Origin of the sequence: Derxia lacustris (genome assembly GCF_002105195.1) — a bacterium.
Lineage (GTDB): Bacteria > Pseudomonadota > Gammaproteobacteria > Burkholderiales > Burkholderiaceae_E > Derxia > Derxia lacustris.
Genome location: NZ_MUHU01000002.1, coordinates 107,328 through 130,678 on the forward strand (window position 1 = coordinate 107,328; position 23,351 = coordinate 130,678).

The 23,351-nt window shown below is 67.9% G+C and carries 24 protein-coding genes and 2 tRNA genes; 11 read left to right on the top strand and 15 right to left on the bottom strand.

Going from position 1 to position 23,351, the window contains the following annotated elements; translation table 11 throughout:
• Positions 1-8: 8 nt before the first annotated feature.
• The 5 genes from B9P64_RS02295 to B9P64_RS02315 all read right to left on the bottom strand — a co-directional run bounded on the left by B9P64_RS02295 (position 9) and on the right by B9P64_RS02315 (position 4,556).
• Positions 9-776 (bottom strand): SIMPL domain-containing protein, encoded by a 768-nt coding sequence (locus B9P64_RS02295; protein ID WP_085314662.1) that lies wholly within the window; start codon positions 774-776, stop codon positions 9-11.
• Positions 773-1,009 carry a hypothetical protein gene (locus B9P64_RS02300; protein ID WP_085314663.1) on the bottom strand — a complete coding sequence of 79 codons (237 nt, stop codon included), beginning with the start codon at positions 1,007-1,009 and terminating at the stop codon, positions 773-775. The genes B9P64_RS02295 and B9P64_RS02300 overlap by 4 nt, the downstream gene beginning before the upstream one ends.
• Before the next feature lie 138 nt (positions 1,010-1,147).
• The gene (ilvC, locus tag B9P64_RS02305) at positions 1,148-2,164 is read right to left on the bottom strand and encodes a ketol-acid reductoisomerase (protein ID WP_085314664.1); all 1,017 of its coding nucleotides are present in this window, start codon (positions 2,162-2,164) and stop codon (positions 1,148-1,150) included.
• A gap of 43 nt (positions 2,165-2,207) precedes the next feature.
• On the bottom strand, positions 2,208-2,699 hold the full coding sequence (ilvN, locus tag B9P64_RS02310) for an acetolactate synthase small subunit (RefSeq protein ID WP_085314665.1): 492 nt from the start codon (positions 2,697-2,699) through the stop codon (positions 2,208-2,210).
• Positions 2,700-2,804: 105 nt separating this feature from the next.
• Entirely contained in the window at positions 2,805-4,556 is a 1,752-nt protein-coding gene (locus B9P64_RS02315) for an acetolactate synthase 3 catalytic subunit (RefSeq protein ID WP_085314666.1), read from the bottom strand.
• A gap of 226 nt (positions 4,557-4,782) precedes the next feature.
• Here B9P64_RS02315 and B9P64_RS02320 point away from each other — a divergent pair, with 226 nt between their 5' ends.
• Together B9P64_RS02320 and B9P64_RS02325 are read left to right on the top strand one after the other, a co-directional pair.
• Complete coding sequence (locus B9P64_RS02320) at positions 4,783-5,319, top strand: RDD family protein (protein ID WP_085315077.1); 537 nt, start codon at positions 4,783-4,785, stop codon at positions 5,317-5,319.
• 7 nt (positions 5,320-5,326) lie between these two features.
• Positions 5,327-6,370 carry an esterase/lipase family protein gene (locus B9P64_RS02325; RefSeq protein WP_176256690.1) on the top strand — a complete coding sequence of 348 codons (1,044 nt, stop codon included), beginning with the start codon at positions 5,327-5,329 and terminating at the stop codon, positions 6,368-6,370.
• Here B9P64_RS02325 and B9P64_RS02330 read toward each other — a convergent pair.
• Complete coding sequence (locus tag B9P64_RS02330) at positions 6,331-6,840, bottom strand: GyrI-like domain-containing protein (protein WP_176256691.1); 510 nt, start codon at positions 6,838-6,840, stop codon at positions 6,331-6,333. The genes B9P64_RS02325 and B9P64_RS02330 overlap by 40 nt on opposite strands.
• A gap of 68 nt (positions 6,841-6,908) precedes the next feature.
• On the opposite strand from B9P64_RS02330, the gene B9P64_RS02335 reads away from it, so the two are divergent.
• The 9 genes from B9P64_RS02335 (at position 6,909) to nth (ending at position 18,016) form a co-directional block, all read left to right on the top strand.
• The gene (locus B9P64_RS02335) at positions 6,909-7,622 is read left to right on the top strand and encodes a TetR/AcrR family transcriptional regulator (RefSeq protein ID WP_085314669.1); all 714 of its coding nucleotides are present in this window, start codon (positions 6,909-6,911) and stop codon (positions 7,620-7,622) included.
• A gap of 30 nt (positions 7,623-7,652) precedes the next feature.
• The gene (locus tag B9P64_RS02340; protein ID WP_085314670.1) at positions 7,653-8,246 is read left to right on the top strand and encodes an LOG family protein; all 594 of its coding nucleotides are present in this window, start codon (positions 7,653-7,655) and stop codon (positions 8,244-8,246) included.
• Positions 8,247-8,370: 124 nt separating this feature from the next.
• Positions 8,371-9,222, top strand: a complete 852-nt coding sequence (folD, locus tag B9P64_RS02345) for a bifunctional methylenetetrahydrofolate dehydrogenase/methenyltetrahydrofolate cyclohydrolase FolD (RefSeq protein ID WP_085314671.1) — start codon at positions 8,371-8,373, stop codon at positions 9,220-9,222.
• A gap of 134 nt (positions 9,223-9,356) precedes the next feature.
• Positions 9,357-11,408, top strand: coding sequence for a M3 family metallopeptidase (locus B9P64_RS02350; protein WP_085314672.1), 2,052 nt, complete (start codon positions 9,357-9,359; stop codon positions 11,406-11,408).
• 5 nt (positions 11,409-11,413) lie between these two features.
• A complete protein-coding gene (locus B9P64_RS02355; protein WP_085314673.1) occupies positions 11,414-12,097 on the top strand; it encodes a DUF4124 domain-containing protein in 684 nt (227 codons plus the stop codon).
• 40 nt (positions 12,098-12,137) lie between these two features.
• Positions 12,138-15,782 (top strand): glycosyltransferase, encoded by a 3,645-nt coding sequence (locus B9P64_RS02360; protein ID WP_085314674.1) that lies wholly within the window; start codon positions 12,138-12,140, stop codon positions 15,780-15,782.
• A gap of 58 nt (positions 15,783-15,840) precedes the next feature.
• Entirely contained in the window at positions 15,841-16,605 is a 765-nt protein-coding gene (locus B9P64_RS02365) for an exodeoxyribonuclease III (RefSeq protein ID WP_085314675.1), read from the top strand.
• Positions 16,602-17,369 (top strand): electron transport complex subunit RsxB, encoded by a 768-nt coding sequence (rsxB, locus tag B9P64_RS02370; RefSeq protein ID WP_085314676.1) that lies wholly within the window; start codon positions 16,602-16,604, stop codon positions 17,367-17,369. Before B9P64_RS02365 ends, rsxB begins: the two co-directional genes overlap by 4 nt.
• A 5-nt stretch (positions 17,370-17,374) precedes the next feature.
• Positions 17,375-18,016, top strand: a complete 642-nt coding sequence (gene nth, locus B9P64_RS02375; protein ID WP_085314677.1) for an endonuclease III — start codon at positions 17,375-17,377, stop codon at positions 18,014-18,016.
• 76 nt (positions 18,017-18,092) lie between these two features.
• Here the strand turns inward: nth and B9P64_RS02380 are convergent.
• The 9 genes from B9P64_RS02380 to nifE all read right to left on the bottom strand — a co-directional run bounded on the left by B9P64_RS02380 (position 18,093) and on the right by nifE (position 23,313).
• Positions 18,093-18,168, bottom strand: a tRNA-His gene (locus B9P64_RS02380).
• Positions 18,169-18,225: 57 nt separating this feature from the next.
• Positions 18,226-18,302, bottom strand: a tRNA-Arg gene (locus B9P64_RS02385).
• A gap of 74 nt (positions 18,303-18,376) precedes the next feature.
• Entirely contained in the window at positions 18,377-18,892 is a 516-nt protein-coding gene (locus tag B9P64_RS02390; RefSeq protein ID WP_235839875.1) for a nitrogen fixation protein NifQ, read from the bottom strand.
• 3 nt (positions 18,893-18,895) lie between these two features.
• Complete coding sequence (gene fdxB, locus B9P64_RS02395; RefSeq protein ID WP_085314678.1) at positions 18,896-19,201, bottom strand: ferredoxin III, nif-specific; 306 nt, start codon at positions 19,199-19,201, stop codon at positions 18,896-18,898.
• 11 nt (positions 19,202-19,212) lie between these two features.
• Positions 19,213-19,413, bottom strand: coding sequence for a CCE_0567 family metalloprotein (locus B9P64_RS02400; protein WP_085314679.1), 201 nt, complete (start codon positions 19,411-19,413; stop codon positions 19,213-19,215).
• A gap of 2 nt (positions 19,414-19,415) precedes the next feature.
• On the bottom strand, positions 19,416-19,895 hold the full coding sequence (locus B9P64_RS02405; RefSeq protein WP_085314680.1) for a NifX-associated nitrogen fixation protein: 480 nt from the start codon (positions 19,893-19,895) through the stop codon (positions 19,416-19,418).
• Positions 19,888-20,301: a nitrogen fixation protein NifX gene (nifX, locus tag B9P64_RS02410; RefSeq protein ID WP_085314681.1), complete on the bottom strand. Its 414-nt coding sequence runs from the start codon at positions 20,299-20,301 to the stop codon at positions 19,888-19,890. The genes B9P64_RS02405 and nifX overlap by 8 nt, the downstream gene beginning before the upstream one ends.
• Positions 20,298-21,773: a nitrogenase iron-molybdenum cofactor biosynthesis protein NifN gene (gene nifN / locus B9P64_RS02415; RefSeq protein WP_085314682.1), complete on the bottom strand. Its 1,476-nt coding sequence runs from the start codon at positions 21,771-21,773 to the stop codon at positions 20,298-20,300. The genes nifX and nifN overlap by 4 nt, the downstream gene beginning before the upstream one ends.
• 16 nt (positions 21,774-21,789) lie before the next feature.
• Complete coding sequence (nifE, locus tag B9P64_RS02420; RefSeq protein ID WP_085314683.1) at positions 21,790-23,313, bottom strand: nitrogenase iron-molybdenum cofactor biosynthesis protein NifE; 1,524 nt, start codon at positions 23,311-23,313, stop codon at positions 21,790-21,792.
• Positions 23,314-23,351 lie beyond the last annotated feature (38 nt).

The following is a 23,351-nucleotide window of genomic DNA, read 5'->3' on the forward strand; positions in this document are numbered from 1 at the left end:
TTTCTCCCTCAGGGCTGGATGCGCACGCGCGCGAGAAAGGACAGGCTGCGGGTCGAATCGCCAGCCTCGAAGGACGGCGCGTCGGCCGCCTCGGGCACCGCGCCGCGCGCCGCCATCGCAAAGGCACGCGGCGCGGGTGCCGCGTCGCCGCCATCGAAATCGAGCTGCTCGATCAGCGCCAGCTCGGGCTTGCGGCCGAGTGCGCGCGCCACGTTGGCGATGCGCGCGCGCAGGTCGGCGAAGGCCTGATCGAACAGCTGGGCCTCGGCCTTCAGCCGCGCCTCGCGCGACAGGCCGAAGCTCACGCTCTGCACCGCCACCTGCGCCTGGGCGCGCTGCACCGTCGCTTCGAGCGACTTGAGGTTGCGCGTGACCAGACTCAGATCCTGGCGCGCGGTCCAGCCGTTGGGCTGGCCGTTCTTGTTGTAGCTCGGGCTCATCGAATAGCCGGCCGAGCGCAGTTCGGCCGACGGGTCGGCGGCCTTGAGCGCGGCGGTCGCCTCGCGCATGCGGCGGTTGACGGACGCCGCCACCTGGGCGCGGTCGGCGCCCTGCTCCTGGGCGTAGAAGGCGACGCGCGCCTCGTCGTTGTCGAACTGGGCTTCGGCCTGGGCGCGCAGCAGCGCGACGGTGCCGGCCGCGGCCGTGCTGCCGTCGGCGGCGCGCGGCGCATCGGCAGCCTGGGCGCCGGCGACCAGCGCCGCGCCGAGGCACAGCGCGGTCAGCGACCGGCGCGCGGCGCGCCAGCGGCGCGGATCGAGGACGGGCGGCTTCATCGCGAGGCCTCGTCGATCTGGCGCCGGGTGTCGTCGCCGTGCTGCATCTGCGTCGCCTCGACGCCCTTGGCCGCGTCGAGCGGACGGTGCAGCGCATCGGCGGCCGCGCGACCGAGCTCGCTTTGCGGCTGCGGCGCGGCGGTGGCCGGCGCCGGCGGCTCATGCCGCGAGCAGGCCGTCAGTGCCAGCGCCACCACGGCGAGGCCAAGGACGGACGAAATCGGGAAATTCATGGGCAGCAGCCCCCCAAAGAAAAAGGCCGACCCAGTCTAGAACGGGTCGGCCTTCGCGAGGCTGAAGCGCGGTGACGAGGCGTGTGCCGTCCGTCGCCGCGCCCGTCCGGATTGCCGGACGGCGCTCGATTCACGCGATCAGTTGCGCGACTTGTCGACGAGCTTGTTCGCCTTGATCCACGGCATCATCGCGCGCAGCTGTTCGCCGACGACTTCGATCGGATGCTCGGCGTTCAGGCGACGACGGCTCAGCAGCGTGGGCGCGCCGGCCTTGTTTTCCAGGATGAAGCTCTTGGCGTATTCGCCGGTCTGGATGTCCTTGAGCGCCTGCTTCATCGCGGCCTTGCTCTGCTCCGTGATGACCTTCGGACCCGTCACGTACTCGCCGTATTCGGCGTTGTTCGAGATCGAGTAGTTCATGTTGGCGATGCCGCCTTCGTAGATCAGATCGACGATGAGCTTGAGCTCGTGCAGGCATTCGAAGTAGGCCATCTCGGGCGCGTAACCGGCTTCGGTCAGCGTCTCGAAACCGGCCTTGATGAGCTCGACCGCGCCGCCGCACAGCACGGCCTGTTCGCCGAACAGGTCGGTTTCGGTCTCGTCGCGGAAGGTGGTTTCGATGATGCCGGCCTTGCCGCCACCGTTGGCGACGGCGTAGCTCATCGCGATGTCGCGCGCCGAGCCCGACTTGTCTTGATAAACGGCGATCAGGTGGGGCACGCCGCCACCTTGCGTGTAGGTGCCGCGCACCGTGTGGCCCGGGGCCTTGGGCGCAACCATCCACACGTCGAGGTCGGCACGCGGCTGGACCTGGCCGTAATGCACGTTGAAGCCGTGCGCGAAGGCCAGCGACGCGCCGTCCTTGATGTTGGGTTCGATGTCGTTGGCGTAGACGGTGGCGATCTGCTCGTCGGGCAGCAGGATCATGACCACGTCGGCCGACTTCACGGCTTCGGCCACTTCGGCGACCTTGAGGCCAGCCTTCTCGACCTTGGCCCACGACGGACCGCCGCGACGCACGCCGACCGTGACGTTCACGCCCGAGTCGTTCAGGTTCTGGGCATGGGCATGGCCTTGCGAGCCGTAGCCGATGATCGCGACGTTCTTGCCCTTGATGAGGGAGAGGTCGGCGTCCTTGTCGTAGTAAACCTTCATGGTGTTCCTCGCTGGTAAAGCTTGAATAAAGAGCGCGCGCCGGTCAGACGCGCAGGATGCGTTCGCCACGGCCGATGCCCGAGGCGCCGGTGCGGACGGTTTCGAGAATGGCTGCGCGGTCGATCGCCTCGATGAAGGCGTCGAGCTTGCTCTGGTCGCCGGTGAGCTCGATCGTGTAGCTCTTGTCGGTCACGTCGATGATGTGGCCGCGGAAGATGTCGGCGGTGCGCTTGAGTTCCTCGCGCTCCTTGCCGACGGCCCGCACCTTGATGAGCATGAGTTCGCGCTCGATGTGGGCGCCGTCGCTCAGGTCGACCACCTTCACCACCTCGATGAGCCGGTTCAGGTGCTTGGTGATCTGCTCGATGATGTCGTCGTTGCCCTCGGTGACGATGGTCATGCGCGACAGGCTTCGGTCCTCGGTCGGCGCGACCGTGAGGGTCTCGATGTTGTAGCCGCGTGCCGAAAACAGGCCCACGACGCGCGACAGCGCGCCCGGCTCGTTCTCGAGCAGCACGGAAATGATGTGACGCATGTTGTCCTCGGAATAGTTGTCGTGCGCCGCCCTCGTGGAGCGGCGCCCTGGTGGCCCGGCCGGACGGCAATCCGGGCGGGCCTGAGGTTCAGTCGCGATCGGTGATTACAGGTCTTCCGAACCGAGCAGCATCTCGGTCAGGCCCTTGCCGGCCTTGACCATCGGCCAGACGTTCTCGGTCTGGTCGGTGATGAAGTCGAGGAAGACCAGACGGTCCTTGTTCTTGCCGAAGGCCTCGCGCAGCGCCGGCTCGACATCGGCCGGATTGGTGATGCGCAGGCCCACATGACCATAGCTCTCGACCAGCTTCACGAAGTCGGGCAGCGCATCCATGTAGCTCTCGCTGTAGCGCGAGCCGTAGTCGATCTGCTGCCACTGGCGAACCATGCCCAGATAGCGGTTGTTGAGCAGGATGACCTTGGGCGACAGCCGGTACTGCTTGCAGGTGCTCAGCTCCTGGATGTTCATCTGGATGCTGCCCTCGCCGGTGATGCAGGCCACCTGCGCGCCCGGGTTGGCGAGCTGCACGCCCATCGCATACGGCAGGCCCACGCCCATGGTCCCGAGGCCGCCCGAGTTCATCCAGCGGCGCGGCTTGTCGAAGCGGTAGTACTGCGCGGCCCACATCTGGTGCTGGCCCACGTCGGAGGTGACGAAGGCGTCGCCGCCGGTCACTTCCCACAGCTTCTCGACCACGAACTGCGGCTTGATGACCTCGTCGCTCTTGCGATAGTCGAGGCAGCGCACGCCGCGCCATTCGTCGATCTGCTTCATCCAGGCATCGATCTTGGGCACCTGGCCGGCGGCCTTGCCCTGCTCGACCAGCTTGACCAGCTCTTCGAGCACGTCGAACAGATTGCCGACGATGGGCACATCGACCTTCACGCGCTTGGAAATGCTGCTCGGGTCGATGTCGATGTGGACGATCTTGCGTTCGTTCTGCGCGAAGTGCTTGGGGTTGCCGATCACGCGGTCGTCGAAGCGCGCGCCCACGGCCAGCAGCACGTCGCAGTGCTGCATCGCCATGTTGGCTTCGTACCAGCCGTGCATGCCGGGCATGCCGACCCACTTCGGGTCGCTCGACTTGTAGCCGCCCAGGCCCATCAGCGTGGTCGTGACCGGGAAGCCCAGTTCATCGGCCAGCTTGTTGAGCAGCGGCGCGGCATCGGCCAGCACCACGCCGCCACCGGCGTAGATCATCGGGCGCTCGGCGGTCAGCAGCAGCGCGGCGGCCTTCTTGATCTGGCCGAGGTGGCCCTTGCCGGCCGGGTTGTACGAGCGCATTTCCACGCGCTCGGGGTATTCGAACTTGCACTTGGCGATCGTGATGTCCTTCGGGATATCGACCAGCACCGGGCCGGGACGGCCGGTCTTGGCGATATGGAAGGCACGACGGATGGCCGGCGCGAGGTCGCGCACGTCCTTCACGAGGATGTTGTGCTTGACGCAGGGCCGGGTGATGCCGACGGCGTCGCATTCCTGGAACGCGTCCTGGCCGATGGCGGCGGTCGGCACCTGGCCCGAGATCACGACCATCGGGATCGAGTCCATGTACGCGGTCGCGAGACCTGTGACCGCATTGGTCACGCCCGGGCCCGAGGTGACGATGGCCACGCCGATCTTGTTGCTCGACCGCGAATAGGCGTCGGCCGCATGCACGGCAGCCTGCTCATGGCGAACCAGGATGTGCTGGAACCGGTCCTGCTTGAAGATCTCGTCGTAGATGTAGAGCACCGAGCCGCCCGGATAGCCGAACAGGTGGGTGACGCCTTCTTCGGCGAGGGCGCGGCAGACGATCTCCGCGCCGGTGTATTCCTTGGTGGAAGGCTTGAGAACGTCCGGTTTGAACGCGTCCATGACTAAGTCCTTTCAAAGCGCACAGCGCCAAGAGTTTGATCGGGCTCCCTGTGCCGGCCTCGTGAGCCTGGTTTCGGGGACGCGTCTTAGAGCGGCCTGGGCGGGCCAAAACGGCAGTGCCCGGCGCTGAAAGACTGCTTCGCATGGCGGAGGTCCCGCACGCGAAGCCGGCGATGATACTTCGCGGCTTGACAAAGCGTCAAAAGCGGCGATGCCCGGGCGCCAGATGCCGTGCGGGCCGGGCGCTAAACTCCGCCGCCATGTCGAGCCTGCCCGCCCCCGCCCTTTCCGCCGCCCCCCCCCGCCGCGCCGCTTCGCATCCGCCCTCTACGAAGGCTGCCTGCTGTTCGGCGTCACCTTCCTGGCCGGCTATCTGTTCATCACGCTGAGCCAGTCGCGCTGGCCGATGCCGCCGGAGCGGCTGCTGGCGTTCCGGCTCTATCTGTTCTTCGTGGTGGGGCTGTACTTCGTGTGGTTCTGGCGCCGTGGCGGTCAGACGCTGGCGATGAAGACCTGGCGCATCCGGCTCGTGGGCGCGGATGGCGGCGCGGTGGCGCTGCTGCCGGCGCTGCTGCGCTATCTGCTGCTGTGGACGCCGATGCTGCCCGCCGCCGCCGCGCTGGTGGCGCTGCCGGCCCAGCCGCTGCTGGCGCTGCCGGCGCTGCTCGGCACGGTGCTGCTGCAATGGGGCTGGGCCCTGGTCGACCGCGAACGTCAGTTCCTGCATGACCGCCTGCTCGGCACCCGGCTCGTCGCAGCCTGAGCGCGCGGTGCCCTCGCCCTACGACGCGCATGCGATTGCGGCCGGCGAACGCTGCCTGACCGTCGCCGGCCTGCTGCGCCGCTGGCTGGCCTGGGAATGGGCGCTGTGGATCGCCGGCTGCCTGTGGCTGCTGCTGCGCGCCGGCATCGCGCCGGGCTGGACGCTGGCCGTGGCGCCGGCGAGCTGGCTGCTGACGCGCTGGCTGGTGTTCGTGCTCGAACTGCTGCTGGCGCTGACGCTGCGCTACCGGCTGCCGGCCAGCCTCGGCAGCGCCATGCCCGCTGCCGCGCCGCCCGCCGGACCGCTTGCACTGCTGGGCTGCATCACGGTCGAGTGGTGGCACTGGCTGTTCAACTTCGTGTTCGGGCAAGCGTTTGCATGGCGCGCGCCGGCGCCGCTGCCCACGCATGGCCGGGGCCCGGTCGTGCTGCTGGTGCATGGCTTCGGCTGCAACGCCACCATCTGGCGCCATGCGGCAGTGCGGCTGGCCGATGCGGGCTATCGCGTCGCCGCGCTCGATCTGCTGCCGGTGTTCGGGCCGATCGAGCTGTATGTGGAGCAACTGCATGCGCGCATCGAGGCGCTCTGCGCCGAGCATGGCTGCGACCGGCTCATGACCGTGGGCCACAGCATGGGCGGCATCGCGCTGCGGGCCTATGCGGCGCGGCACGGCGATGCCCGGCTGGCGCGGCTGGTCACGCTCGGCTCGCCGCATCGCGGCACCTGGTTTGCGCAGCTGTTCCTGTCGCCCAATGTGCGGCAGATGCGCATCGGCAGCGACTTCCTGCGCGAGCTGGCCGAGGTCGAGGCGGACCGGCCGGCGCAGGACCGCATCTGCCTGTGGTCGCGGCATGACAACGTGGTCACGCCCCAGCTGTCGGCGCGGCTGCCCGGCGCGCGCGAGGTGGCGATCGAGCGCATCGGCCATCTGTCGCTGATCTGCACGCCGCGCAGCATCGCGCTGCTGCTGGCGGCGCTGGCCGAGCCCGGCCAGGGCAGCGCCAACGCCGCTCACACCGCCACACCCAGCTTGCGCTTGACCGCGATGTAGAGCTCGCTGCGGTCGGGCCGGCCGTAGCACTCGAATTCGGCGGTGTAGGCACGCTCGAAGCGGAACGCCAGCGGATGACTCGGCTGCTGGAAGAACTCCGCCACCTCGCGCCACAGATGCGCCAGCGTGAGCGCGCCCTGCCCGGGATGCGTGAAGCGCAGGTATTCGCCGGCCGACACGCGCACTTCCACCAGTCCGTCGGGCCGGCGATAGGCGCGCCGCATCTGCACGCCGGCAGTGACCGTGAAGGCGCCGCGCCCGCCGTTCTCGAAATCGTGGCGCACGCCGACGATGCGGCCGTTCTCGCCATTGGCACGCAAATGAAACGGCAAGGCACGCGCATGGAACTGGCGCCAGAGCTGGCCGATGCGGGCGCGGTCGGCGGTGGCCTCGATCTCGGCCGAGGTGCGCACGCCGAGGCCGAAGGCGGTGAAGCCCGGATGGCGCACCACCTCGGGCAAGGTTTCCAATGCGATTGACTCCTCGCACGCGCTAGATGAAAGCCTGCGTCTCATAATGTGAGTACTCGCAAATCATTATGTCGCCCGGTCTGGAAGCCATGGAACGCAAGAGCCCTCGCCGCACCCGGGAACGCATCCTCGAACTCGCCCTGCGCCTGTTCAACGATCACGGCGAGCCCAATGTCTCGACCGGTGCGCTCGCCGACGCGCTCGAAATCTCGTCCGGAAATCTGTACTACCACTTCCGAAACAAGGACGACATCGTCAATTCCCTCTTCGGCGAATTCGAGCGCGATCTTGAATTGGCGCTTGACGAGGCGCGCGCCCGCTCCGGCCGCATCGAGGACACGCCGGAATTTCTCGCCTCGCTGTTCGGCGTGTTCTGGCGCTACCGCTTCCTGTATCGCGACATCAACGAGCTGCTGTCGCGCAACCGCCGGCTCGAAATGCGCTTCAAGCGCATCGTCGAGCGCGAGACCGAAATCGTGCTGTCCTGGCTGCAGGACCTCGCGCGCGAACATGAACTGCTGGCGCCGCCCGACCGGCTCGAAGCGCTCGCCACCAACATGGTGGTGGTGTCGAGTTTCTGGCTTTCGTTCGAGTACGTGCGCGACGCGCGCAGCTTCGGCACCGGCCGCCACATCGCGGCCTCGACCCGGCGCGGCATGCATCAGACGCTGGCGCTGCTCGATCCCTGGCTGAGCGACGGCGCGCGCGCCCGGCTGGCGCAGCAGCTGGGCACGGCCGCGATCGCCGCCGCCGCGCATTCCGACGTCAGCCGCGCGTTGTAAGGTGCGCGCCGGTTCACTGAGGAGCAGGCGATGACGGCAAACCGCGCCGCGATTTGTATCTTTTGCGGGTCGAGCGCAGGCACGCGCCCGGCCACCGTCGACGGCGTGCGCGCCTTTGCCGGCGCCATCGCGCGGCTCGGATTCGGGCTGGTGTACGGCGGCGGCCATACCGGCCTGATGGGCGCGGCGGCAGACGCGGCGCTGGCCGCCGGCGGCCATGTGATCGGCGTGATTCCCGAGCATCTGGTGGCGCGCGAACGCGCCCATCGCGGGCTCGACGAGCTGGTGGTGGTGGCGTCGATGCATGAGCGCAAGGCCGAGATGGCGCGGCTCAGCCAGGCCTTCGTGGCGGCGCCGGGCGGCATCGGCACGCTCGAAGAGCTGTTCGAGGTGCTCACCTGGCAATACCTCGATCTGCATGAAAAGCCGGTGGCGCTGCTCAATCTCGACGGCTTCTACGATCCGCTGCTCGACTTTCTGCGCAACTGCGTCGAGCGCGGTTTTCTGGCCGCCGACACGCTGGCGCGGCTGGTCGTGCACACCGATCCGCAGGCGCTGGCCGACTGGCTCGCGCAGCAATTGCGCGATGCCGACACCGCGCCGCAAGCCGTCGACCGGCTCTGACGCGCAGCCCGCCGCAGCGCGCCGAAACAACCTGAAACACCGTGCTATGCTCCGCGCCCCTTGCGGCGCGGCCCCCTCCGAAGCGGCCGCTTCCGCCGTCGCAATCACGCCTCCGGGAGCATCCATGACCGCCCAACTCATCGACGGCAAGGCCCTCAGTGTCAGGCTGCGCGCCGACATCGCCGGCGCCGCTGCCGCACTCGCCGAACGCGGTCATCGCCCCGGCCTCGCCGTCATCCTGGTCGGCGACGACCCGGCCAGCGCCGTCTATGTGCGCAACAAGGTCAAGGCCTGCGAGGAAGCCGGCTTCCATTCGGTGCTCGAACGCTACGACGCCGCGCTCAGCGAAGCCGCGCTGCTGGCGCGCATCGCCGCGCTCAATGCCGACGCCTCGATCCACGGCATCCTGGTGCAGATGCCGCTGCCGAAGCACATCGACGCCGGCAAGGTGGTCGAGGCGATTTCGGTGGCCAAGGATGTGGATGGCTATTCGGTGGCCAGCGCCGGCGAGCTGGTCGCAGGCCTGCCCGGCTTTCGGCCCTGCACGCCCTACGGCTGCATGAAGATGCTGGAAAGCATCGGCGCCGAGCTGCGCGGCAAGCATGCCGTCGTCATCGGCCGCAGCGCGACCGTGGGCAAGCCGATGGCGCTACTGCTGCTCGCCGCCAACGCCACCGTCACCGTCTGCCACAGCGCCACGCCCGACCTCGGCCGCCACACGCGCGAGGCCGACATCGTCGTGGCCGCCGTGGGCCGGCGCAACGTGCTCACGGCCGACATGGTCAAGCCCGGCGCCATCGTCATCGACGTCGGCATCAACCGCGACGACGCCGGCAAGCTCTGCGGCGACGTGGACTTTGAAGCGGTGAAGGAAGTGGCCGGCTGGATCTCGCCCGTGCCCGGCGGCGTCGGCCCGATGACCATTGCCATGCTGTTGCAGAACACGCTCGAATCGGCCCAGCGCACGGCCGGCTGAGCACCCGCAGCGGGCGTGCAACGCGCCTGCCGCCCGCCTGCACGACGACACCTCGGCACCTGGCATCGGCGCCCGGAAGCGCGAAGCGGCCGCTCTATACTGGCCCGATCGCAATTCCCCAGAGGCGCTCGTCCATGTCGATCACGAATCCCCTGCTCGATTTCTCCGGTCTGCCGCGCTTTGGCGACATCAGGCCCGAGCACATCACGCCCGCCATCGAGGCGCTGCTGGCCGAATGCAAGGCCACCGTCGAGACGCTCGAAGCGCCCGGGCTGCCGGCCAGCTGGGACAGCTTCGTCACCCCGCTCGACGACGCCACCGAACGCCTCGGCCGCGCCTGGGGCATCGTCGGTCATCTCAACTCGGTGGTCGACACGCCCGAGCAGCGCGCCGCCTACAACGAGAACCTGCCGCGCGTCACCGAGTTCTGGACCGCGCTGTCGCAGAACGAGGCGCTCTACGCCAAGTACAAGGCGCTGCGCGCGTCGCCCGAGTTCGACACGCTGGCGCCCGCGCGCAAGAAGATCGTCGAGAACTCGCTGCGCGATTTCCGCCTGGGTGGCGCCGAGCTGACCGATGCCGCGAAGGAACGCTTCGCCGCGATCCAGGAACGCCAGGCCGAGCTGTCGCAGAAGTTTTCCGAGCATGTGCTCGACGCGACCAATGCCTGGTCGCTGCTGATCGAGGACGAAGCCGAACTCGCCGGCCTGCCCGACGACGCCAAGCAGGCCGCGCGCGAACGCGCCGAGCAGGACGGCAAGCCCGGCTACAAGTTCACGCTGCATTTCCCGTCCTATTTCCCGGTGCTGCAATACGCCGACAAGCGCGAGCTGCGCGAGCAGATCTACCGCGCCAACGCCACCCGCGCGTCGGAATTCGGCCCGGCCGAACTCGACAACACGCCGCTCATGAAGGAGCTGCTCGCGCTGCGCGCCGAAGAGGCCGCGCTGCTCGGCTATGCCAGCTTCGCCGAGGTGTCGCTGGTGCCCAAGATGGCCGAGACGCCGGCCGAGGTTGAGGGCTTTCTGCGCGATCTGGCCGCGCGCGCCAAGCCCTATGCCCAGCGCGACGTGCAGGAGCTGCAAGCCTTTGCAAAAGTCGAGCTGGGCCTCGACGAGCTCAAGCCCTGGGACGTGGCCTATGCCTCCGAAAAGCTGCGCGAGAAGCGCTACTCGTTCTCGGAGCAGGAGCTGAAGCAGTACTTCCCCGAGCCCAAGGCGCTCGGCGGCCTGTTCCGCGTGATCGAGACGCTGTTCGGCGTGCGCGTGAAGCCCGACGAGGCGCCGGTGTGGCATCCCGACGTGCGCTTCCACCGCATCGAGGCGCTCGACGGCCGGCTGCTCGGCCAGTTCTACATCGACCTGTATGCGCGCGAAGGCAAGCGCTCCGGCGCCTGGATGGACGACGCGCGCGGCCGCCGCCTGCGCCCGGACGGCAGCCTGCAAACGCCGGTCACCTATCTCACCTGCAACTTCTCGGCGCCGGTCGGCGGCAAGCCGGCGGTGTTCACACACGACGAGGTGCTGACGCTGTTCCACGAGTTCGGCCACGGCCTGCATCACATGCTCACGCGGGTCGAGGAGCTGGGCGTGGCCGGCATCAACGGCGTGGAATGGGACGCCGTCGAGCTGCCGTCGCAGTTCATGGAGAACTTCTGCTGGGAGTGGGAAGTGCTGTCGCACATGACCGGCCATGTCGACACCGGCGCGCCGCTGCCGCGCGCGCTCTACGACAAGATGATCGCCGCCAAGAACTTCCAGGCCGGCATGCAGACGGTGCGTCAGATCGAGTTCTCGCTGTTCGACATGCTGCTGCACGGCAGCTTCGATCCGGCCGGCGAAGTGACCATCCAGCAGCTGCTCGACGCGGTGCGCGAGGAAGTGGCGGTGCTGGTGCCGCCGCCGTTCAACCGGTTCCAGAACAGCTTCTCGCACATCTTTGCCGGCGGTTATGCGGCCGGCTACTACAGCTACAAGTGGGCCGAGGTGCTGTCCGCCGACGCCTACGGCAAGTTCGAGGAACACGGCGGGCTCAATCCCGCGACCGGCGCCGAGTTCCTCGAAACCATCCTGTCGGTAGGTGGCAGCCGGCCGGCGCTCGACTCCTTCGTGGCCTTCCGTGGCCGCAAGCCGAGCATCGATGCGCTGCTGCGCCACAACGGCATGGCCGAGCCGGTCGCGGCTTGAACGCGATGAAGCCGCACCGCTCTTCCGCGACCGGCCCCGGTCGGCGCCCGCTGGCCGCACCGCATCGGCTCGGCGCCGGGCTGCTGCTCGCGGCACTCGCCGCGGCCACGCCGGCGCTGGCCCAGTTCAAGTACGTGGACGAGAAGGGCGTGACGGTCTACAGCGACCGCCCGCCGCCCGCGAACGCGCGCACCTCCCAGCCGATCGAGCTGGGCAAGGGTGCCCAGCCGGCGGATGCCGGCGCCGGCCTGCCCTATGCGCTGGCCCAGGCGGTGCGCAAGGCGCCGGTCACGCTCTATACCCAGGCCAGCTGCGCGCCCTGCGACCAGGGCCGCAGCCTGCTGCTGGCGCGCGGCGTGCCGTTCACCGAGCGCACGCTGTCCACGCGCGACGATCTCGACGCCTTCCGCAAGCTCGGCTTCGACGACTTCCTGCCCGCCGTCATGATCGGCGCGACCCGGCTGGTCAACATCGCGCCCGAGCAATGGCAGGCCGCGCTCGACTCGGCCGGTTATCCGAAGACCTCGCAGCTGCCGCGCAGCTGGCGCAATCCCGCGCCCGCGCCGCTGGTCGAAGCGCGCGCCCAGCCGGTCGAACCGGCCGCGGCGCCAGCCGCCGCCACGCCCGAGCCGGCGCCGGCGACACCTGCCGCGGCCGTCCCCGCGACGCCGCCCGGTTTCCGTTTCTGATGCGCCGGACGCCGCATCGCGTCCCTCCTCTCCCTCGGCCGTGACCCCCACCGACACCACGCCATCGCCCCCCACCGCCGAAACCGCGCCGCCCTCGACTCCACCGGCCAGCGCCGCGCCGCCGCCCGCGAGCGCCGGCGGCCAGCAGCGCCGCATCGCCCAGCTCCAGGCCGCCGTCGCGCAATGGCGCGAGCAGTTTCGCGTCGCCCGCGATGCCCGCAATGCCGCGCTCGGCGAGCTCGCCGGCGAACGCCGGGCGCTGAAGCAGGCCGCCACGCGCGAGCGCAATCTCGCGGCCCAGCTCGAACAGGCGCGGCGCCAGAACGAACAGCTGCGCAGCCAGCTGCGCGACACGCGCCACACCGTCGCCGGCCTGCGCGCGCGGATCGAATCGGCGGCGCCGGCCGGCCGGCACCGCAACGCCAACGGCGCCGAGGCCGGCGATCGCGCGGAGCTGGTGCATCGGGTGGCGCGCGGCGCCAGCCTGGTCGAAGCCAGCGTGGCGCTGATCCGGGCCCAGCTCGGCGACGGCGCGCGCATCGAGGCGCGGGCCTTCGCCCATGGCCTGATGCACGATGAAACCGCAGCCGAGATCGGTCGGCTGTGCGCGGCGATCCAGGCCCAGGCCGACGGCTTTCCACGGCTGGTCCGGCATCTGCTCGCGCAGGTGCGGCCGGACTGGGTCCGGCGCCATGCCCCGGTCGAGCACATCGGCGCCGAGCTCTGGGCCTCGGTCGAGACCGGACTGGCCGTCTGCGACGCCTGGCTGGCCGCGCTGCCGGACCGGCTCGACGCGATGCAGGCCGAGCAGCTGCGCCTGGTCGCCCAGCGGCTGGTGGCCAGCGAGCGCCACGACCGCGCGCTCGCCGCGCTCGACCGGCTGCGTCCGGCCATCGACCTGCTCGACGCCGGCGCGCAACGGCGCCTGCGCTGGCTCGATGCCCAGCTGCAGCGCTGGCAGGCCGCCCGCGCCGCCGCCCTGGCGTCGCCTCCGGTGCCGCAGCGGCTGCGGCTCGGCATCCTCGACTACAAGCTGCTCGACTTCGACAAGGCTTCGTCGAATCTCGGCGACTACGTGCAGACGCTCGCCTTCCTGTCCAACCTGCTGCGGTTTCGCAATCTGCGCTTCGTCAGCGCTGAACCCGGGCTCGCCGAGCGGATGGACGAACTGCGCGCGCGCATCGATCCGGCCCGAAGCCTCGACGGCCCGGCGACCGAGGTCGAGCTCACGCTGGTCGACCGCGACTTCGCCACCAGCCGCCACTATCCGGCGCCGACCTGGCTGGTGGCCTTCGGCTGGTACATGCATCCGAGCTTCGGCGACCACTTCGACTTCCCGTTCCCGGCGCCGCTGCTGCCGATCTATCTGTCCTTCCACATCAACCGCGCGGCGATGCTCTCGCCGGCTGCGGTGCAGCACCTGCGCGCGCATGCGCCGATCGGCTGCCGCGACTGGAGCACCGTCTACCTGCTGCGCGACTACGGCATCGAAGCCTTCTTCTCCGGCTGCATGACGACGACGCTCGGCAAGCTGTTCGCGCCGCTGGCGCCGGCCGCCGAGCGCGGACGGATCGCGCTGGTGGATTACCGGCCGCAGGACGGCGAGTTCGACGATGCCGAGATCGAGCGCTTCACCCAGGCCGGACTCGACGTGCGCGAGGGCGACTTCCTCACCAACCTCGGCAATGCGGTCGATCTGCTGGAGCGCTATCGCGGCTTCGGCGGGATCGCCACCTCGCGGCTGCACTGCTATCTGCCCTGCCGCGCGCTCGGACTCGATGTGCGCTTTCGGCCAGGCCGGCTGTCCGATCTGCGCTTCGAAGGGTTGCTCGACCTCGACGCCGCCGCCTTTGCCCGCATCCGCGACGGCATCGAGGACAAGCTCGCCGCCGTGCTCGGCAGCCTGCTGGCCGGCGCGGACGAAGCCGAGGTGCGCCGCGTCTGGCGTGCCGCCTGCGCCGCCGATCTGGCCCTGGCCGACGACTACTGCCGGCGCGCCATCGACCTCGGGCCGGCCTCGTTCGATCCGGCCACGGTGGCCGCCGGGCTGCGCGCCCGCGTGCTGGACGGCGGCCGCGCGGCCGAGCCGGGGCAGATTCCGGTCGCCTTCGCAGTCGATGCCCGGCTCGGCGAACAGCTGGCGGTCACGGTCGAATCGGCCATCGCCAACAGCAGCCGCATGCTGCATCTGCATGTGATGACACGCGGCCTCGGCCCCGACTGGCAGCGCCGCTTCCTGGCCGACTTCGGTGCGCTCGCGCGAATCAGCCTGTACGACTTCGACGCCGTGAGCTACGGCGACGCCCTGCACATGCTGGCCCACACCACCGTCTCGACGATGGACCGGCTGATGCTGCCCGACCTGCTGCCCGGCTGCGGCAAGGTCATCTATCTCGATGTCGACACGCTGGTGCTCGGCGACCTCGCCGAACTGTGGTCGATCGACCTCGGCACGGCGCCGATCGCCGGCAAGTCGAGCACCTTTGCGCTCTGGCGCAGCGGCTACAACCTCGTCTATCACGCGGCCCGCTCGCTGCCGCACGAGCAGGCCTGGCAGCTGCGCCGCGCCATGCATGCGCGCGGCCCGCTGATGTTCGACGCCTTCAACGCCGGCGTCGTCGTCATGAACCTCGACCGCATGCGCGCCGACGACTTCGCGGCGCGCTACCTCCCGCTGGTCGAGCGCTACGGCTGCAACGATCAGGACGCGCTCAACGTCTATGCGCGCACCGAGCGCATTCCGCTCGGCGTCGAATGGAATGCCGTGCCGGCCCAGGACGTGACCGACGGCGCCAAGATCCTGCACTTCGCGGGCGGCGTGAAGCCCTGGGACGAACGCTTCATCGCGCGCGCCGACGAATACCGCGACTGGCAGCGCCGCTTCCTGCTGCGCGCGGGCCCGCGCCCCGCCGCCGATGCCGGTGCCGATCCGGCCTTCGTGCCGCGCCAGCAGATCGCGACCGCCACCCATGCGCGCCGGCACATCGCCGAATTGCAGGTGCTGCGCGAGCTGCTCCAGCCGCGTGCCGCCGCCGCGCCGCTGCGCATCCTGTCGTTCGGCTGCTCGCTCGGCTATGAATGCCTGGACATCGTCGAAGTCTTCCCCGAGGCGAAGGTGATCGGCTGCGACATCAATCCGGCCGCGCTCGCCGAGGCGCGCGAGCGTTGCGCCGGCGTGGCCGAGATCGTCGAATCGCGGCCCGAGCTGCTGCGCCAGCTCGGGCCCTTCGATCTGGTCGTGGCCTTCAATGTGCTGTGCCGCTATCCGGCCACCGAGGGTCAGGCCGACATCGGCGCCATCTACCCGATCGCGCTGATGGACGAGGCGCTCGCGGCAATCGACGCGGTGGTGGCGGTCGGCGGCATCCTGGCCGTCTACAACGCCCCCTATCTGTTCGAGACCACCACGCTCGCCACGCGCTACCGGCCGAGCGGCGCCGCCGGCTTCACCGGCAACGGCTGGCAGGAAAAATACGCGGCCGACGGTCGTCAGCTGACCCGCGCGCTCTACCGGCTCGACGGGCAGACGCTGACGCGGCGCGCCTGCGCCGATGCGCTGGCGCAGCAGGCCGGGCCGGCGCAGGTCTTCCCCCAGGCGCTTCCCTATCACCACCAGCCGCTGCACGACAGAGCGCTGCCGGGCTCGCTCACCGAAGTCGCCTGGATCAAGCAGCGGTCGGCCTGACCCCGCCGCGCCCGACTCCCGCTACCCTGTTCCGTCCTCCTTCGCTATCGCCGCCGCCGTGCAAATCGCCACCTGGAACGTCAACAGCCTCGGCGTGCGCCTGCCGCACGTCCTCGCCTGGCTGCAAGCCAATCCCGTCGATGCCCTGTGCCTGCAGGAAACCAAGCTCACCGACGACAAGTTCCCCGCCGCCGCCTTCAGCGAGCTGGGCTACCACTCGACCTTCATCGGCCAGAAGACCTACAACGGCGTCGCCATCCTCAGCCGCACGCCAGCCGAGGACGTGATCGCCAACCTGCCCGGCTTCGAGGACGAGCAGAAGCGCGTGCTGACCGCCACGGTCGACGGCCTGCGCCTCGTCTGCGCCTACTTCCCCAACGGCCAGGCGCTCGACAGCGACAAGTACCCGTACAAGCTCGCCTGGTGCGACGCGATGCTGCGCCACGTCGGCGAGCAGCTCGCGGCCCATCCGCGGCTGGCGCTGCTCGGCGACTACAACATCGCGCCCGAAGACCGCGATGTGCACGACCCGGCCGCCTGGGCCGGCCAGGTGCTGGTATCCGAGCCCGAGCGCGAACGCTTCCGCGCGCTGCTCGCGCTCGGGCTGGTCGACAGCTACCGGCTGTTCGACCAGCCCGAGCGCTCGTTCTCGTGGTGGGACTACCGCCAGCTCGGCTTCCAGAAGAATCGCGGGCTGCGCATCGACCACATCCTGCTGTCGCCGGCGCTGCGCGAAGCGTGCAGCGCCTGCGTCATCGACCGCGCCGAGCGCAAGAAGCCGCAACCGTCGGATCACGCGCCGGTGGTGGCCACGCTCGCATGAGCGGCAGCAACGCCGAAGCCGGCGACGCGGCGCTGATCGAGGCGATCCAGCAAGTCCTGCCGCAGACGCAATGCGGCCAGTGCGGCCACGCGGGCTGCGCGCCCTATGCCGTCGCCATCGTGCACGACCGCGCGCCGATCAATCGCTGCCCGCCCGGCGGCACGGCCGGCATCGAACGACTGGCCGCGCTCACCGCGCGCGCGCCGCTGCCGCTCGATCCGGCCTGCGGCAGCGCCGCACCGCGCGGCGTTGCCGTCATCGACGAAGCCCGCTGCATCGGCTGCACGCTGTGCATCCGCGCCTGCCCGGTCGACGCCATCGTCGGCGCCCCCAGGCGCATGCACGACGTCATCGCTGAGCTCTGCACCGGCTGCGCGCTCTGTCTGCCGCCCTGCCCGGTCGACTGCATCTCGATGAGCCCGCAGCTGCCCGACGGCCACGCCGTGCCCGCCTGGACCGCTGCCGACGCAAGCGACGCGCGCCTGCGCTTCGAGGCGCGCAGCCTGCGCCTGCAACGCGAAAGCGCCGAAAACGAACGCCGGCTCGCCGGCCTGCAAAGGCTTGCATCCCAGCGCGCCAGCACCGCCGAATCCGCCCCGCCGGCGCCGGAAATTGCCGCCTCCGGCGACGACGCCCGCAAACGCAGCGTCGTCAATGCCGCCATCGAGCGCGCGCGCCAGAAGGCCGCGCTGCGGGCTGCCGCCCAGGCCGGCGCGGCGCCGACCTCGGCCAGCCTCGAAACCTCGCCGCCACCTTCCGCCTGACCGACATGCGCGCCGACAAGATCGAACAACTCTTCACCCGCTTCGAGCAGGCCAATCCGCTGCCCGTCACCGAGCTGGAATTCACCACGCCGTTCGAACTGCTGATCGCAGTGCTGCTCTCGGCCCAAGCCACCGACGTGAGCGTCAACAAGGCCACGCGCAAGCTCTTCCCCGTGGCCGGCACGCCTGCCGCCATGCTCGCGCTCGGCGAGGAAGGACTGGCCGACTACATCCGCACCATCGGGCTGTTTCGCAGCAAGGCCAAACACGCCATCGAAACCTGCCGGCTGCTCATCGAGAAGCACGGCGGCCGCGTCCCGCGTTCGCGCGAAGCGCTGGAGGCGCTGCCGGGCGTCGGCCGCAAAACCGCGAATGTGGTGCTGAACGTGGTTTTCGGCGAGCCGACGATGGCCGTCGACACGCACATCTTCCGGCTCGGCAATCGCATCGGGCTGGCGCCCGGAAAGACGCCGCTCGATGTCGAACGCGGCCTGGTCAAGGCGATCCCGGCGCGCTTCATGGTCGATGCGCACCACTGGCTCATCCTGCACGGTCGCTACATCTGCAAGGCGCGCACCCCGGAATGCTGGCGTTGCGCCATCGCCGATCTGTGCGAGTTCGAACCGAAGACCGCCTTGCCCCGCTAGCCGTGGCAGCGAAAACGGCCGACCAAATGAAAAACCCGGCAAATCCTGAAGGACTTGCCGGGTTTCGCTATTTTGGTGGGGTGGCGAATGGGGCTCGAACCCACGACCACCGGAATCACAATCCGGGACTCTACCAACTGAGCTATCGCCACCACCGAAGACCGCGATTATGCCAATACTTTTGCCTGACTGACAAGCCGAAATGCATTTGGCCTGCCCGGAGGGAATCGAACCCCCGACCCACAGCTTAGAAGGCTGTTGCTCTATCCGACTGAGCTACGGGCAGCCGTCGCGAGGCGCGCGATCATAGCACCGCCCTCGACCGCATTTGCCACGCAAATCCAGGCGCCAGCCGCAGGGCTAGCGCGGTGCGCCACCCTCACGGCTCAGCCGATCAAGCAAGGCGGCCGAAGGAAGAATCGGATTCACGAAGCAGACCGAATACTCGCTGCAAACGCTGCACGACGGCGCGCGGCAGACCGACACTTCGGCCCTGTCGCACAACTGCTTGTAGAAGAACTTCTTCCAGCGCATGTCCTGCGAATTGGCAGCGCGCAGACGGGGAAAGCAGTCGGCCATCAGGCGCGTGAGCTCGGGACGCTCCGGCAGACCGAGGTCTTCCCAGAGATGCCCTTCGCCCATGCATGAATAGGCAAGCCAGCGCGCCAGCGCCGCACCGCCCTCACCGGGCAACACCACCGCATCGAGCAGCAGTTCGAGAAGATCGGCGTACTCCTCATGCCGATCCGGGATCGACATGAGTTCGCCGCGCTCGCCCGGCACCAGATCGAAGGTCTGGCACCAGCGGGCTTCGATGCGATCCGCCTCGGCCGTGCCGAAGCGATCCGCCAGCAACCGGGCGAGCGCGGCTTCCATCGCTCAGACCGTGGCCGGGCCGTGCGTGTAGCACTTCTTCGGGCAGACCTTGGAGCAGGCCGTGCAGCCGATGCACATCTCCTGATGCGCGATCGTCATGACCTTCTTTTCGTACTCGTCGTCATCGTCGTCATCGCCGGTCAGCGAGAGCTTCTCGCCGTCCTCGTTGACGCCATAGAGCTCGAGCACGCCGCGCGGGCAGACCTTGAAGCAGCGGCCGCAGCCGATGCAGGTGTCCTCGTTCAGTTCCTGGACGAACTGGGGAGTCCAGCTTTCGCCGCTGGGGAGCGTGATAGAGAAGTTGCTCATCAAATACTCCTTCAGGTGGCGGAAGCGGCGGCCTGGGCCTTGCGGGCTTCGGTCAGGGCGACATGAGCGTCATAAGCACGCTGCGCGACTTCGAGAATCTTTTCCCAGCCGGTCGGAAGATCCTCGCTCAGGTCGTGGAGATCCATCTTGGCCTGAGTGGCCTGCGCGTTGAGCTTCTTGATCTTTGCCTTGAGTTCTTCGGCGCTTTCCATCTTCAGCCTCCGTAGTTCACGACTTCCGGATACTTCCGGATCATTTCGACGGCTTCGCTCACGAACTTGCCGCCCTGGTCGGACAGCTTGGCGAGCGAGGCAAAACCGAAGCGATGCACGTCGCGCAACTGCTTGTTCACGACGATGAGACGACCGGCGATCAGCACCATGCGGCCGAAGCCTTCGTGGCTCATCTTCATCATCGGGGTGACGATGTTGCCCGTCTCGCGTTCGATGGCGACCGCGATCGCGTTGTAGAACAGTTCCAGGCGCCAGAGCACTTCAGGGTCCGGATCGCCGATGATCGGCAGTTCCTTGCGCTTCTCGGCCGTGATGATGAACGGGTCGAGCAGGTCGAGGTCGGTCTTGTTGTCCCAGGTGCCATGCATGTCCTGGGCGCGCAGCATCTTGATCATTTGCTGCACAAAGGGCGTTCCGAGGAGAGCCTCGTCGCTACCTGCTTCAATCGTGGCTTCAGCCATGTTCCACCTCATCGTCTTCAAAGTCGGGGGCCTTGTCCTGGCCCTTGGTGAGTACCTTGCGCAGCCACGGCGGCGGCGTGCCCTTGAGCACTTCCTGGAGCTTGCCGATGATCTCGGCGATCGACTCGGGCTGCGGCACCTTGATCGGATGGATCTTGGCGGCCACGATGCGCGCCGCGCCCGATCCGCCGATGGCGGCGACGTAGAGAATCGCGCAGTCCTTGACCGCCTCGATCTTGGGCGCGAGCTTGTCCTCGTCGCCGTCTTCTTCGAGCTTGCCGCCGAATTCATGCGACTCGACAAGTTCGCTGCCGTCTGCGGTCACTTCGTAAATGAGAATGTTCTTGGCCCAGCCGAAGTGCGCATCGACGCGCAGCTTGTCCTGGGTGGAGAAGGCGACCTTCATGACGCAGCTCCTGTAGTGGTGAGTGTTTGGTCCTGATCGGCGACATCGTTCGACACCGCCGTTGCGCAACCGCAGCCCGAGCCGCAACCGCCGCCCTCGCTGTCCGACACGACGATCGGCGCGCCACGCTGGGCCGCAGCAAGCGACTCCTCGGGGAGCGGCCAGGAATCGGGGTCGCCGTGCCAGATGTGTTCCATCAGCAAGTTGCCGATGTCGAAGATGAGATTCATCGTGCCGCGATAGCCGACCGACACGCGATGCGAATTGCCGATGCGATCGAACATCGGGATGCCCATGCGATAGAACGGAATGTTCAGCCGCGCGGCGGTCTGGCGACCATGCGAATGCGTGATCATCAGATCGCATTCCTTGGCCCCGATCTCCAGGTCCTCGATGTCGCCGATGACGACCTTCTCGGTCGGCACGCGCTCAAGCACCGGCGAATGCGTGGTCGTGATGCAGGTGTGCAGGATCGCGCCCATCTCATGCAGCAGCGAGGCCGTTGCAAACAGCAGATCGGGCTCGGCACCGATGGCGACCTTCTTGCCACCGAAATGGAAGTGACCGTCGAGCATGGCATCGAGCAGCTGGCCGCGCTCGCGGCGATACTTCTGCGGCACCGGCTTGCCACTGATCTTTGCAATGGTTTGCAAGAACTGGTCGCAGGGCTCGAGCCCGGTCAGCCGGTCGAACACGTAGTAGGGAACCCCGGCGCGCATTTCCAGTTCGATGGCGGCCGAACGCATCTGCTCGCCGATCGCGATGGTGGCGATCGAACCGCCCATCGTGGCCATTTCGTCGAGCGTCGTGCCGCCGATGGTCGTGCCGCGCCAGTCTTCGGGAATATGCCCGTCGAGCGAGCGCGCCACGTTCGGCAGCACCAGCGTGTTGAGGCCGAAGCCTTCGAGGATTTCGCAGATTTCCTCGATGTCGCCCGGCGTGACATGGGCACCCGGCAGCAGATTCACCTGGCGTTCGATGCGCGCACCGAACGGCGTGACGAACTGCTTGACCATCGTGAGCACGGCCTTGGCGAAGCCATCCTCGAATGCGCCGACATAGTCGGGCGTCGACACGTACATCAGCGCAGTGTCGTCAAGCTCGGGCTTGCGCTTGCGCGCGAGTTCCAGATAGCCGTCGACGTCGTCGCCCTTGGTTTCGGTGAGGCCAGTGGAGCAGACCGCGATGATCTGCGGCTTGGCGCGATTGCGGATGTTGAGCAGCGCGGTCTCGAGGTTTTCGTAGCCGCCGAGGATGGTCGTGACCTCGTTCATCGCCGTGGTCTGGAGCGGGATCGCCTCCTTGAAGTGGCGCACCAGCAGCACCAGCCCGAACGATGTGCAGCCCTGCGAGCCATGCATCACCGGCATGCAGGCATCGAGACCCATGAAGGCGTAGGCCGCACCGAGCGGCTGGCTCATCTTGAGCGGATTGACCGAGCAGGCCTTGCGGGATTCGACGACGGTTGCCATGTCGCTTCAGTCCCGCTCAGTGCGCCGCGTGGGCATGAGCATGCGCGTCGGCCTCGCGGCCTTCGTTCAGCTCGTGCTCGCGCGCGATGATGGCTGCCTCGCGGATCGGCTGCGGCATGTCGATTTCGAGCGACGTGTCGGCCGGGATCATTTCCACGCCGTCCCAGGGAGCGGGCAGACGCACGGCCTTCCACACGGGATTGGCCAGTGCCTTGTCGATCTCGTTGACCAGCGTGACCATGCCTTCGTAACCACCGTAGGCGTAGTGACGTTCCTGGTTGATGTCGAGCCAGGGCATCTTGGCCTTCAGCGCGATGAACTGCGACCGGCCACCCGACAGCATGATGTCGGCGCGCGCGTCCTTGAGCATCTTGTACATCTCGCGCGGCGACATGTCGTCGATCATGTGGGCGTCCTCGCCCATGATCTCCTTGATGCGGTCCTTGTCTTCCTTGGTCGACTTCTTGACGCTGGTACCGACCACTTCCATGCCGGCTTCCTGCAGCGCCGCGACCACCGACCACGACTTCACGCCGCCGGTAATCAGCAGCACGCGCTTGCCTTGCAGCCGCGGGCGATAGGACTGGATGCGCTCATACGCACGCTTCTCTTCCACCGCGATCAGCGCCTCGGTGCGGTCGAGCAGTTCGGCGTCGGCACCTTGCTTGACCAGCAGCTTGGAGATCTGGCGCAGCGTGTCGCTCATGTCGCCGATGCCGTAGAAGGAGCCTTCGAAATACGGGATTCCGTAGTTCTTCTCCATCTTGGTGGCGACGTTGATCATCGACTTCGAGCACACCATCATGTTGACCTTCGCGCGATGGCTGCTCGCCACCTCGTGATAGCGGCCATCGCCCGAAATGCACGACAGGATGCGGATGCCGAGCGCGTCGAGCAGCGGCTTGATCTGCCAGAGCTCGCCCGACAGGTTGTATTCGCCAATGATGTTGATGTCGTACTGCGTGGTGTATTCCGGCTCTTCGGTGCCGATCACGTAGTCGAGCAGCGCCTCGGCGCCAAGCTTGTTGCCAAGGTTCTTGGGGCCCGCAAAGCCCGGAGCGTTCACCGGAATGACCGGCTTGCCGAACTTCTCGCTCGCACGCTTGCAGACCGCCTCGATGTCGTCACCGATCAGCGCAGTGACGCAGGTCTGGTAGACGAAGATCGCCGGCGGGTTGTACTTCTCGATGATCTCGCGGCAGCTCTTGAACAGCCGCTTCTCGCCGCCGTACACGACGTCGAGCTCATTGATGTCGGTCGTGAAGCCGGTGCGATAAGTATCGGCACCCGACGAGAAACTGTGCCGGTTGTCCCAGCTGTTGCCTTCGCAGGCGATCGGACCGTGCACGAGATGCGCAACATCGACGATCGGCTGAAGCGCGATCTTGGCGCCGTCGAAAGCGCAGCCGCCGGCGGCGGCACCTGGCGAAAGCTGCTTCGTGCAGCCCTTCTTGCGCTCCTTCTCCGACTTGCCCTGGTTCTTGTCGCATCCAGGTTCATCGAATACTTCAGCGATCTTTGCCTTGAGTGACACGCCCATTGCAGCCTCCGTAAGGTTTGCTGCAATGGATTCAGCAC

Excerpts from the sequence above, each read along its gene's own strand:
- nifN (WP_085314682.1), bottom strand. The coding sequence starts at position 21,773 with ATGGCAACCGTCGTCGAATCCCGCAAGGCCTGCTCGGTCAATCCGCTC.
- nifX (WP_085314681.1), bottom strand. The coding sequence starts at position 20,301 with ATGAAGGTCGCCTTCTCCACCCAGGACAAGCTGCGCGTCGATGCGCAC.
- B9P64_RS02320 (WP_085315077.1), top strand. The coding sequence starts at position 4,783 with ATGCCGTGCGGGCCGGGCGCTAAACTCCGCCGCCATGTCGAGCCTGCC.
- B9P64_RS02390 (WP_235839875.1), bottom strand. The coding sequence starts at position 18,892 with ATGGAAGCCGCGCTCGCCCGGTTGCTGGCGGATCGCTTCGGCACGGCC.
- B9P64_RS02295 (WP_085314662.1), bottom strand. The coding sequence starts at position 776 with ATGAAGCCGCCCGTCCTCGATCCGCGCCGCTGGCGCGCCGCGCGCCGG.
- B9P64_RS02340 (WP_085314670.1), top strand. The coding sequence starts at position 7,653 with ATGACGGCAAACCGCGCCGCGATTTGTATCTTTTGCGGGTCGAGCGCA.
- fdxB (WP_085314678.1), bottom strand. The coding sequence starts at position 19,201 with ATGAGCAACTTCTCTATCACGCTCCCCAGCGGCGAAAGCTGGACTCCC.
- B9P64_RS02400 (WP_085314679.1), bottom strand. The coding sequence starts at position 19,413 with ATGGAAAGCGCCGAAGAACTCAAGGCAAAGATCAAGAAGCTCAACGCG.
- rsxB (WP_085314676.1), top strand. The coding sequence starts at position 16,602 with ATGAGCGGCAGCAACGCCGAAGCCGGCGACGCGGCGCTGATCGAGGCG.
- ilvC (WP_085314664.1), bottom strand. The coding sequence starts at position 2,164 with ATGAAGGTTTACTACGACAAGGACGCCGACCTCTCCCTCATCAAGGGC.
- nifE (WP_085314683.1), bottom strand. The coding sequence starts at position 23,313 with ATGGGCGTGTCACTCAAGGCAAAGATCGCTGAAGTATTCGATGAACCT.
- folD (WP_085314671.1), top strand. The coding sequence starts at position 8,371 with ATGACCGCCCAACTCATCGACGGCAAGGCCCTCAGTGTCAGGCTGCGC.
- B9P64_RS02355 (WP_085314673.1), top strand. The coding sequence starts at position 11,414 with ATGAAGCCGCACCGCTCTTCCGCGACCGGCCCCGGTCGGCGCCCGCTG.
- nth (WP_085314677.1), top strand. The coding sequence starts at position 17,375 with ATGCGCGCCGACAAGATCGAACAACTCTTCACCCGCTTCGAGCAGGCC.
- B9P64_RS02300 (WP_085314663.1), bottom strand. The coding sequence starts at position 1,009 with ATGAATTTCCCGATTTCGTCCGTCCTTGGCCTCGCCGTGGTGGCGCTG.
- B9P64_RS02405 (WP_085314680.1), bottom strand. The coding sequence starts at position 19,895 with ATGGCTGAAGCCACGATTGAAGCAGGTAGCGACGAGGCTCTCCTCGGA.
- B9P64_RS02350 (WP_085314672.1), top strand. The coding sequence starts at position 9,357 with ATGTCGATCACGAATCCCCTGCTCGATTTCTCCGGTCTGCCGCGCTTT.
- B9P64_RS02315 (WP_085314666.1), bottom strand. The coding sequence starts at position 4,556 with ATGGACGCGTTCAAACCGGACGTTCTCAAGCCTTCCACCAAGGAATAC.
- B9P64_RS02335 (WP_085314669.1), top strand. The coding sequence starts at position 6,909 with ATGTCGCCCGGTCTGGAAGCCATGGAACGCAAGAGCCCTCGCCGCACC.
- ilvN (WP_085314665.1), bottom strand. The coding sequence starts at position 2,699 with ATGCGTCACATCATTTCCGTGCTGCTCGAGAACGAGCCGGGCGCGCTG.